Below are 11,962 nucleotides of genomic sequence, written 5' to 3'. Positions count from 1 at the left end.
CGGGGGTGGTGCCGTGGTGTTGCCAGGTGCGGGCGAGGGCGATCATGAGGGCGAAGAGGGTGGGTTGGAGGACGTCGACGCGGTGGGGGTCGGGGGTGTGGGGTTCGCCGCGCAGGACCGACAGCAACGACCAGCCGGTGTGGGGTTGGAGGGCTTGGTCGCAGGCGTGGATGTGGTGGGCGAAGACGGGTGAGGTGGTGAGGAGTTCGAGGCCCATGCCGGTCCATTGGGAGCCTTGGCCGGGGAAGACGAACACGGTTTTGCCGGGGGTGGCGGTGCCCTGGGTGAGGTTCGGGGCCGGGGTGCCGTCTTGGAGGGCGGTGAGTGCGGGGCGGAAGTCGTCGAGGGTGGTTCCGTCCAGGTCCGGGTGGGTTTCGATGTGGTGGAGCAGGTGTGTGGCTTGGTCGCGCAGGGCGGGTTCGGTTTTGGCGGAGAGCAGCCAGGCGACAGGACCGTCGTAGTGCTCATCTTCCGCGACGGGCTCTGGGTCGGGTTGGGGTGCCTGCTCGATGATGATGTGGGCGTTGGTGCCGCTGATGCCGAAGGAGGAGATGCCGGCGCGGCGCGGCCGGTCCAGTTCGGGCCAGTCGCGGTCTTCGGTGAGGAGTTGGACGTTTCCGCTGTCCCAGTCGACGTGCGGGGTCGGCTCGTCGACGTGAAGCGTCTTGGGCAGCAGTCCGTGGCGGATGGCCTGGACCATTTTAATAATGCCGGCGACGCCGGCGGCGGCTTGGGTGTGGCCGATGTTGGACTTGATCGAGCCGAGCCACAGTGGCTGGTCGGTGGGGCGGTTGTGGCCGTAGGTGGCGATCAGTGCCTGTGCCTCGATGGGGTCGCCGAGGGTGGTGCCGGTGCCGTGGGCCTCGACCGCGTCCACGTCGGCCGGTGACAGGCCCGCGCTGGCCAGGGCCTGCTGGATTACCCGCTGCTGGGCGGGCCCGTTGGGGGCCGACAAGTGGCTGCTCTGACCGTCCTGGTTGACGGCGGAGCCGCGGACGACGGCAAGGATCTGGTGGCCGTTGCGTCGGGCGTCCGACAGGCGCTCGACGAGCAGCAGGCCGGCACCTTCGCCCCAGATGGTGCCGTCGGCCGCTCCCGCGAACGGCTTGCAGCGGGCATCGGCAGCGAGACCGCGCTGGCGGCTGAAGCTGGTGAACGCGACCGGGGTGGCCATGACGGTGACGCCGCCCGCCAGTGCGAGGTCGCACTCGCCGTTGCGCAGCGCCTGGGCCGCCAGATGCAGGGCCACCAGCGACGACGAGCACGCCGTGTCGAGGGAGATCGCGGGCCCCTCGAAGCCGTGGACGTAGGAGAGCCGTCCCGAGGCGACGCTTCCCGCGCTGCCCGTGACGACCTGGTCCTCCATGCCTTCCGGCATGCGGCGCAGCCGGGTCGCGTAGTCGTCGTACATCACGCCGGTGAACACCCCGGTGCGGCTGCCGCGCAGCGACTCCGGGTCGATGCCCGCATCTTCGAACGTCTCCCAGCTCGTCTCCAGGAGCAGGCGCTGCTGCGGGTCCATGGCCAGATGGCGTCCGTGCCCTCGGCCACCAGCCGCCACAGCGCGTCCGGGGAGACCGCGCCGCCGGGATAGCGGCAGGCCATCCCCACGATCGCGATCGGCTCGGAGGCCGAGTCGGACTGCTGCTGCAGCCGTCGGCGCAGGCGCTTGTTCTCCAGCAGGGACGCGCGCAGCGCTTCGACGACCTTCTCGTCCGGCATGTTCATTCGTCGGCTCCGTCGCTTCGGGTCGGTCACGAGTCGGTGTCGCTGAGGGCGATGCGGACGAGGTCCTCGACATCGGCGTCGAGGAGGTCGGCCTCGTCGTCCTCCTGCTCGCTGTCGGATTCGGTCGCCTCTGCCGGGGCGGTGGAGGCGGGGCTGTCCGCGAGGGCGAGCACCGCCTCCAGCAGTCCCGCCGCGCGCAGACGCTCGGGCGGGACGGAGGCGATGAGCACGCGGATCTCGCTGTCCGGCTCCTCGGCCGGGGCGAGCAGCTCGCGCAGGCGAGCGGCGAGCCGGCGCGGGGTGGGATAGTCGAACAGGATCGTGGCGGGCAGCCGCCGGCCGGCGGCGTCGCTCAGCCGGTTGCGCAGCTCCAGCGCGGTGAGGGAGTCGAGGCCGAGTTCGAGGAAGCCGCGGTCCGGCTCGACCACGGCGGACTCGGCGTGCCCCAGCGTGACCGAGATCCTCTCCTGGATGAACTCCAGCAGCAGTTCGAGCTGCTCGGCCTCGGAACGGTCGGCCAGACGTCCCGGCAGCACCGGGCGGTCCGTCAGGTCGGCGCGGGGGCGCGGTGCGGCGCCGACCAGGTCCCTCAGGATCGACGGCGGTGCGCCCTGCTCGGCCTGCGCGCGCAGCGACGGCAGGTCGAACCTGGCGAGGGTCAGGGTGGCACGGTCGCCCGCGAGCGCTGAGTCGAACAGCGCGAGACCGTCCTCCACGTCGAGCGGCAGGATCCCGCCGCGGCCGATACGGGCCCGGTCGGCAGCCCCGAGTTTTGCGCCCATCGGGCCTCCGGCGGCCCAGAGTCCCCAGGCGAGTGACACGGCCGGGCGGCCCTGGGCGCGGCGCTGCTCGGCGAGGGCGTCGAGGAAGGCGTTGGCGGCGGCGTAGTTCGCCTGGCCCGCCGCGCCGAGCACCCCGGCGGCGGACGAGAACAGGACGAAGTACGTGAGGTCCATGTCCGCGGTCAGTTCGTGCAGATGCCAGGCGGCTTCGGCCTTCGGCCGCAGGACGGTGTCGATCTGTTCGGGAGTGAGACCGGGGACCGTGGCGTCGTCCAGGACCCCTGCCGTGTGGACGACGGCGGTCAGGGGATGTTCCTCGGGAACGGCGGCGAGCAGCTCCGCCAGCGCCGCCCGGTCGGACACGTCGCACGCTCCGACGGTGACGTGGGCGCCGAGCCCGGTCAGCTCCTCGGCGAGTTCCGCCGCGCCCGGCGCCGCGGAGCCCTGCCTGCTGGTGAGGAGCAGGTGCCGGGCACCGTGCCGCCGTACCAGGTGGCGCGCGACCTCCGCGCCGAGTGTTCCCGTGCCGCCGGTGACCAGCACGGTGCCCTCGGCGGGGAGCGGCGCGACGGCGTCCGCCTCGTCGGTGACGGGCGCGAGGCGGGCCGCGTACGTCCGTCCGGCGCGCAGGGCGAGCCGCGGTTCGGCGGCGTGCAGCGCGGCGGGCAGGGCCAGGGCGGACTCCTCGGTGCCGTCGACGTCGATCAGTACGATCCGGTCCGGGTTCTCCGTCTGCGCCGAGCGGATCAGCCCGCCGACGGCGGCGCCCGCCAGGTCCTCGACCGTGTCGCCGCCCACGACGGCGACCGCCGACCGGGTCAACACGCCCAGCCGGGACGCGGCGAACCGGTCGTCGGTGAGGAACGTCCGGACGACGTCCAGCACGCGGTGGGTCGCGCGACGCGTCCGCTCGGCCTGGTCTCCGGGGCCGTCGTGGTCCGTGCAGTCCAGGAGCACCAGGTCCGGTGCGGGCGCGTCGTCGGCCAGCGCCCGCGGCTCGGCGATGCCGGCGAGAGAGACCAGCAGGCTCGGCGCGGGGTCGTCGAGCCAGTCGATCCGGGAGGGCGGCCGGCTCTCCGCGCGGGCCGTGGGCGTGATCTCGCTCCAGGAGACCGCGAACCGTGCCCGTTGCAGCCGGCGCCGGCCGGACCCGAGCTGATCGGGAGTCAGACGGCGTACGGACAGTGACTCGATCGCCGCGACCTCCTCGCCGCTCCCGGTGGTCAGGCGCAGCGCGAAGCCGTCGTCGCCCGTGCCGAGCCGGACGCGCAGCACGCCGTCCGGAGCGCAGCCGGGCCCGCCGACACCCGACCAGGAGAACGGCACCGGTACCCCCTCGGCCCCGTCCACGTCCGGGTAGGCGTAGGCGAGGGTGTGGAGGGCGGAGTCCAGCAACGCCGGATGGATGACGAAGCCCGGTGTCGTCGCCTCCGGCAGGTGGACCTCGGCCAGGACCTCCGTGCCGTGCCGCCACACCCTCCGCAGTCCCCGGAACATGGGACCGTAGCCCAGTCCGAGCTCGGCGAGCCGTGCGTAGATCCGCTCGACGTCCTCCTCGGTCGCGTCCGACGGCGGCCACGGCGCGGCTTCGGAGGGGACCGCCGCCGTACCCTGGGCGGTCGCCGCCGTGACCTCCGCGGTCTCCTGGGCGCCGGCTGCGGCGGTCTGCTCGGCCGTGTCCCCTTCGAGGCCGAGTGCGCCGTCCGCGTGCCTGGTCCACCCGGCATTGTCGGCGGCGGCGTGCGCGGGCCGGGACCTTACGGTGACATGCCGGTGCCCGGACTCGTCGGACGGCCCGGCGACGACCTGGACGTGCACCGCACCGGTCTCCGGCAGGACGAGCGGAACGGACAGCGTCAGCTCCTCGACCCGGCCGTGGCCGCACCGCCCGCCCGCGTACAGGACCATGTCGACCAGGGCACTCGCCGGGACGACCGGCACGGTGTGGACGGCGTGATCGGTGAGCCACGGCTGGGCGTCCGACGAGATCCGGCCGGTGAACAGGTGCCCGCCGTCGGGCAGTTCGGTCTCCGCGCCGATGAACGGGTGTGTGGTCCCGGACAGTCCCAGGTCCGTCGGCGCGTCGGCGGACGGCCGGCTGAGCCAGTACCACTCGCGCTGGAACGGGTAGGTGGGCAGGTCCACACGGCGGGCGTCCGGGAGCATCGCCGCCAGGTCCACCCCGACGCCCGTGATCCGGGCCCGCGCCAGGGCGGCGACCACCGACTCCGGCTCGCTCGCGCCCCGGCGGAGCAGGGCGCCGACCACCGGCCGGGTGTCCTCCTCGGGCAGGCAGTCCGGGGCCAGCGAGGCCAGGGTGTCCGAGCCCAGTTCGAGATAGGAGCGGGCGCCCGACTCGTGCAGGGTCCGGACGGCAGCCGCGAACAGGACCGGCTGGAGCACCTGGTCCACCCAGTACCGCGCCGACGTCATGGTGTCCGCCGCGACGACCTCGCCGGTGACGGTCGACACGATCGGGACGGCGGGCTCGGCGAACTCGATGCCCTCGGCGACCTCCCGGAACGCGGACACCACCGGCTTCATCAGGGGTGAGTGGAAGGCGTGGCTGACCAGCAGCCGCTTGGTCCTGCGGCCCCGCTCGGCCCACTCCCCGGCGACCGCCATCACGGCGACCTCGTCACCGGACACGACCGTTCCGGCCGGGCCGTTCACCGCCGCGATGCCGACCGTGTCCTCCAGACCGGCCAGGGACGCGCGGACCTCGTCGGCGCTCGCGCCGATCGCCACCATCGCCCCGTTGCCCGGCAGCTCCTGCATCAGCCGGCCGCGCGCGGCGACGAGCCCGCACGCGTCCGCCAGGGACAGCACACCCGCGACGTGGGCGGCGGCGAACTCGCCGACCGAGTGCCCCATCAGGTAGTCGGGGACCACACCCCAGCTCCGCAGCAGCCGGTACAGCGCGACCTCCAGCGCGAACAACGCGGGCTGGGTGTAGCGGGTCTCGTGGAGCAGGTCCTCCTCCGGGGAACCGGCGGGCGCGAACATCAGGTCGCGCAGCGGCCGGTCGAGCACGCCGTCGAAGTGCGCGCAGACCTCGTCCAGCGCACGCCGGAACTCGGGGTGCTCCGCGTACAGGCCGCTGCCCATGCCCGGCCGCTGCGCACCCTGGCCGGAGAACATGAAGGCGGTCGCGCCGTGCCCGGCGGCGGCCCCGCGGACCACGTGGGGCACGGTCCGCCCGGCGGAGAGCGCGTCGAGCCCGGACAGCAGCTCGTCCCGGGTGCGTCCGACCACTGCCGCCCCGTACGCGAAGACCGACCGTGCGCCCAGGGCGCGCGCGACGTCGGCGGGCCGGTGCCGGGGGTTCGCGCGCAGGAAGCCGCTGAGCTGGTCGGACTGCGCGACGAGCGCGGCGTCCGTCTTGGCCGACAGCACCCACGGCACGACCGGCCCGGGCAGCGCACCCTCCTGAGCGTCCTCCGGCGCCGCGTCCTGCCGGTCCTGCTGCTTCGGCTCGGACGGGGCCTCGGCGTCCGGCGCCTTGATGATCACGTGCGCGTTGGTGCCGCTGATGCCGAACGCCGACACCGCCGCGCGCCTCGGCCCCTCGTGCGGCGGCCAGTCCCGCGCCTCGGTGAGGAGGGCGACGTTCCCTTCCGCCCAGTCCGTGTGCGGGGACGGGTCGTCCGCGTGGAGGCTGCGGGGGAGACGTCCGTTGCGGAGCGCCTCCACGGCCTTGATGACGCCGGCGACTCCGGCCGCCGCCTGGGTGTGCCCGATGTTGGACTTGACCGAGCCGATCCACAGCGGCCGGTCCGCCGGCCGGTCCCGGCCGTAGGCGGCGATGAGCGCCTGCGCCTCGATCGGGTCGCCCAGCGGCGTGCCCGTGCCGTGCGCCTCGAGCATGTCCACGTCGGCCGGGCGCAGTCCCGCGTCGGCGAGGGCCTCCCGGATCACCCGCTGCTGGGAGGGGCCGTTCGGCGCGGTCAGACCGTTGCTGGCACCGTCCTGGTTGACGGCCGAGCCCTGCACCACGGCCAGCACCGGATGGCCGTTGCGGCGGGCGTCGGACAGCCGCTCGACCAGCAGCAGACCAGCGCCCTCGGCCCAGGCGACGCCGTCGGCCCCCGCGGCGAACGGCTTGCACCGTCCGTCGGGGGAGAGCCCGCGCTGCCTGCTGAACTCCACGAAGGGCGCCGGCGTCGCCATCACCGTGACACCGCCCGCCAGCGCCAGGTCGCACTCGCCGTCGCGGAGCGCCCGCACCGCCAGGTGCAGGCTGACCAGCGAGGAGGAGCACGCGGTGTCCACGGTGATCGCCGGTCCCTCGAGACCGAAGGTGTAGGCGAGGCGGCCCGAGGCGACGCTGCCCGCGCTGCCCGTACCGACGAACCCCTCGTACTCGCCGGGGGTCGCGTTCAGCAGACGGCCGGCGTAGTCGGCGTACATGACGCCCGTGAACACTCCGGTGCGGCTGCCGCGCAGCGACTCGGGGTCGAGGCCCGCGCGTTCGAACGCCTCCCAGCCCGTTTCGAGCAGCAGCCGCTGCTGGGGGTCGGTGGCCGTCGCGTCGCGCGGGCTCATGCCGAAGAAGTGCGGGTCGAACCGGGCCGCGTCGTAGAGGAAGCCGCCCTCACGGGTGTAGGACTTCCCGGTCCGCTCGGGTTCCGGGTCGTAGAGGTCGGCGACGTTCCAGCCCCGGTCGTCGGGGAAGGGGCCGATCGCGTCGACCTCGTCGGCGACGAGCCGCCACAGGTCCTCCGGGGACCGCACCCCGCCGGGGAACCGGCAGGCCATCGCGACGATCGCGACGGGATCGTCGTCCACCCCCGCCGCCTGCGCGGTGGTGGGGGCGGAGGCCTCCCGGCCGCTGCCGAGCAGTACGTCGGAGAGGTGCTCCGCGAGCGCCTGCGGATTCGGGTAGTCGAAGGCCAGGGTGGCCGGGAGCCGCAGATCCGTCTCGGCGGACAGCCGGTTGCGGAGGTCCACCGCGGTCAGCGAGTCGAATCCCAGCTCGGTGAAGCCCCGGTCGGCCGCGACCCGGGCGATGTCGTCGTGCCCGAGCACGGACGCCACGTGCTCCCGTACGAACTCCAGCAGCAGCCGGTGGCGCTGGGCGCCGTTGAGTCCGTCGAGCCGTCGCGCCATCGGGGTGCGCCCGGCCGGTGGGCGGGGCGCTGCGGCGAACCCGGCCAGCATCGGCGGGAGCGTCGCCGCGTCCGCCGCACGCAGCGCGGCGCGGTCGAGACGCAGTGGCAGCAGTACGGGGCGGTCCGCCGCGAGAGCCGCGTCGAACAGGGCGAGGTTCTCCGCCTCCGACAGCGGGACGAGCGCCGCCTGCCGGATCCGCCGCGCGTCGGCCGCCATGCCGTCGCTGTCCGGCCACGGCCCCCAGGCCAGGCTGGTGGCCGGGAGCCCGCGTGCGTGGCGGTGCCCGGCGAGGGCGTCGAGGAAGGCGTTGGCGGCGGCGTAGTTGGCCTGGCCGGGAGTGCCGAGGGTGCCGGCGGCCGACGAGAACAGGACGAAGGCGGCGAGGCCGGCGTCGGCCGTGAGTTCGTGCAGGTGCCAGGCCGCCTCGGCCTTCGGGCCCATGACGGTGTCGAGCCGGTCCGGGGTCAGATTGGTGAGGGCGGCGTCGTCGAGCACGCCGGCCGTGTGCACCACGGCGGTGAGCGGGTGAGCGGACGGAATCCCGGCGAGGACGGCGGCGAGGCCCGCGCGGTCGGCGACGTCGCAGCTCACGACGGTGACTTCGGCGCCGCACTCCGACAGCTCCGCCCGCAGCGCGTCCGCGCCCGGCGCGGCGGCTCCCCGCCTGCTCAGCAGCATCAGGTGCCGCACACCGTGCCGGACCACCAGGTGGCGGGCGACGACCGCGCCCAGCGCGCCGGTACCGCCGGTGACCAGCGCGGTGCCGTCCGGGTCGAGCGGCGACACCTCGGTCCCGGGCACCGGGGCCGCCGCGGCGCGGGGCACCAGGGGGCGGCCCTCGCGCAGCGCGACCTGGGGCTCGGCGCGGGCGATAGCGGCGGCCAGGACTCGTGCCGACGCCCTGCTGCCGTCGAGGTCGACGAGCGCGAACCGTCCCGGGTGCTCGTTCTGGGCGCTGCGGACAAGGCCCCATACGGCCGCCCCCGCCAGATCGACGTCCGGGTCCCCGGCTCCGGCGGAGACCGCACCCCGGGTGACGACCACGAGCCGGGACGCCGCCGTGCCCTCCTCGGCCAGCCACTCCTGCGCGGTCCGCAGTACTCCGGTGACGGCCGCGCGCACCTCCTCGGGACCCCCGATCGAGGCGTCGACGGGCACGAGCACCGCGTCGGGCAGCGGGCCGGAGGCCGAGACCAGCTCGGAGAGGCCCCCGCCGAATGCGGCCGGAACGTCGGCGCCGGCCAGAACGTGCCCGTCGGCCAGTACATGAGCATCGGCCAGAGCCTCCGCACCGGTCAGAGCCTCCGCGTCGGCCAGAGCCTCTGTGTCGCTCAGAGCCTCCGCGTCGCCCAGAACGTGCCCGTCGGCCGGAACATCCGGATCAGCCGGAACATCCGGATCAGCCGGAACATCCGCACCGGTCGGTGCCGCCGTGAGCGGGCGGGGTCCACCGAGCACGGCCAGGGACGCCGCAGCGTCGGCCGGGCGGCCGGGCGCAGCGACCCAGTCGAGCCGGTACGCCTCGTGGCGCCGGACGCTGATCCTGCTCACCGGAACAGGCCGCACCACCAGCGCCTCGACCGAGACGACCGGGACGCCGTCCGCGTCGGTGACCTCCACCGACAGGGTGTCCGGCCCGGTCCGGGTCAGCCGGCTCCTGATCGAGGTGGCCCGCCAGGTGTGCGGCACGACACCGCGCCAGGAGAACGGCAGCAGGATCTCCTCGCCCGCGTCCAGCGACGGGTGGTCGCCCGCCAGCGCGTGCAACGAGGCGTCGAGCATCGCCGGGTGCACCCCGGCGGCCTCGCCGTCCTCCTGGACGTGGGCCTCGGTGAAGACCGTGGAGCCCACCCGCCAGGCCGCCCGCAGCCCCTGGAACGCCGGACCGTAGCCGACACCGATGTCGGCGAGCGCGTCGTAGATTCCGTCGATGTCGACCGGTTCGGCGCCCGGCGGCGGCCAGGCCGCGGAAGAGTCGCCGAACGGCTGGGGCGCGTGCACGCCCAGCGCCCCGGACGCGTGCCTCGTCCACACCCGCTCGCCGTCCTCCGCGACGGCGACGGCGCGCGAACTGATGGTGATCGACCTGGCTCCGTCCTCGTCCGGAGCGGACACCGCCACCTGGACGTCGACCGGGCCGTCCGCCGGCAGGGTGAGCGGTGCCTCGACCGTCAGCTCCTCGATCCGGCCGCATCCGCCGACCGCCGCGGCGTGGACGGCCATGTCGAGGAAGACCGTGCCGGGTACCAGCGCGGTGCCGTTCACGGTGTGCTCGGCCAGCCACGGGTGGGTGTGCCGGGACACCCGGCCGCTCAGCAGCAGGCCCCCGGTCTCGGCGAGGGAGGTCACGGCCCTGAGCAGGTCGTGCGTGCCGCTGTCCATCCCCAGCGAGGCGGCGGTCGGAGCGGCCGCGGGCAGCCAGAACCGGCGTCCCTCGAAGGGGTAGTTGGGCAGGGTCACCGGCCGCGCGCCCCACTGGGCGAAGAACGCCCGCCAGTCCACGGGCACGTCCCGCAGGCCCGCCTCGGCGACGGCCGCGACGAGGGTCCGCGCCTCTGGCCGGTCCCGGCGCTGCAGGGCGATCCGGTGCCCCGTGCCGTCGGCGGCCGGGAGGGCGGTGAGGGCCGCGTCGGGCCCGATCTCCAGGGAGGTCGTGACCCCCAGCTCACCCAGCGCGCCGACCGCGTCGTGGAACCGTACGGGCTGCCTCACCTGGCGCGTCCAGTAACCCGGAGTGCTCAACTCGTCCTCGTCCGCCGGGCGGCCGGTGAGGGCGGAGACGATCCGCGCCGTCGGCGTGCGATAGGCGATGCCCTCGGCGACCCTGCGGAACTCGTCGAGCATGCCGTCCATGTGGGGGGAGTGGAACGCGTGGCTGACCCGCAGCCGCGTCGTCTTCCTGCCCCGTCCGGCCCACAGCTCGGCGACCCGGTTCACGGCCTCCTCGTCGCCGGACACCACGGTCGAGTCGGCGGCGTTGACCGCCGCGATCGCCACGACGTCCGCCGAGTCGAGCAGGGACTCGGCGACCTCGTCCTCACCCGCCCTGATCGCGACCATCGCGCCGCGCGCCCGGACCGCCTGCATCAGCCGCGCCCGCTCCGCGACGAGTACGCAGGCGTCGTCCAGGTCGAAGACACCGGCGACGTGCGCGGCGGCGATCTCCCCGATGGAGTGCCCGAGCAGCACGTCGGGGCGCACACCCCACGACTCGACGAGGCGGAACAGCGCGACCGACATGGCGAAGATCGCCGGCTGGGCGTACCGGGTCTCGGCGAGCAGGGCCGACTCCGGTGTGCCCTCCTCGGCGAACATCACCGACCGCAGGGGCACGTCCAGCCGCGCGTCCAGCCGCGTGCAGAGCCGGTCCAGCTCGGTCGCGAACACCTCGAACCGGTCGTACAACTCCCGGCCCATTCCGGGGTGCTGACTGCCCTGCCCGGAGAACAGGAACGCGTTCCTGCCGCCGGTGCCGGTGCCGGCACCGGCGGCGGTGGCGGTGGCGGAGGCGACGGCGACGGCCGCACTGCCGTCACCGGCGGTCGTACGGGCCGCGGTACCGCCGTCCGCCAGGGCGGCGAGCCCGGCGAGGAACTCCTCACGGGTCCGTCCCGTCACGGCCGCGCGGTGCTCCTGCACGGCGCGGGCGGCCAGCGAGACGCCGATGTCGGCGGGGCTGAAGTCCCGCGATCCGGCGAGGTGATCGGCGAGCCTGCGCGCCTGCGCGACGAGGGCGGCCTCGGTCCGGCCGGTCAGCACCCAGGGGACGGGGACGCCGTCGGCCTCCTCGGGGACCTCCCGCGCCGGAACGTCCGCCGTCGCCGGATCCCATTCGAGGATGACATGGGCGTTGGTGCCGCTGATGCCGAACGCCGAGACGGCCGAGCGGCGCACCTCGCGCCCGTCCGGCCAGGGCCGCTCCTCGGCGAGGACGGACACCCCGCCGGACGACCAATCCACGTGCGGCGTCGGCTCGTCGACGTGCAGGGTCCGGGGCAGCAGCCCGTGCCGCATCGCCTGCACCATCTTGATCACACCGGCTGCCCCGGCGGCCGCCTGGGTGTGTCCGATGTTGGATTTGAGGGAGCCGATCCAGAGGGGTTGGTCGGTGGGTCGGTTGTGGCCGTAGGTGGCGATGAGGGCTTGGGCTTCGATGGGGTCGCCGAGGGTGGTGCCGGTGCCGTGTGTTTCGACGGCGTCGATGTCGGTGGGGGTGAGTTTGGCGTTGGTGAGTGCTTGTCGGATGACGCGTTGTTGGGAGGGTCCGTTGGGTGCGGTGAGGCCGTTGCTGGTGCCGTCGGAGTTGATGGCGGTGCCGCGGACGACGGCGAGGATCTGGT

General features: G+C 74.3%; 1 protein-coding gene and 1 pseudogene. Both read right to left on the bottom strand.

Features of this window, described 5'->3' with window-relative positions; translation table 11 throughout:
• Nucleotides 1–1,728: pseudogene (locus tag IG94_RS39305) on the bottom strand (type I polyketide synthase); the annotation flags it as partial.
• Nucleotides 1,729–1,754: 26 nt separating this feature from the next.
• Nucleotides 1,755–11,962, bottom strand: a 10,208-nt coding sequence (locus IG94_RS43220; protein ID WP_043485718.1) for a type I polyketide synthase, incomplete at its 5' end; no start/stop codon positions are given.

Origin of the sequence: Streptomyces olivaceus, from assembly GCF_000721235.1 — a bacterium.
Lineage (GTDB): Bacteria > Actinomycetota > Actinomycetes > Streptomycetales > Streptomycetaceae > Streptomyces > Streptomyces olivaceus.
This window is presented reverse-complemented; position numbering and strand designations above follow the sequence as displayed.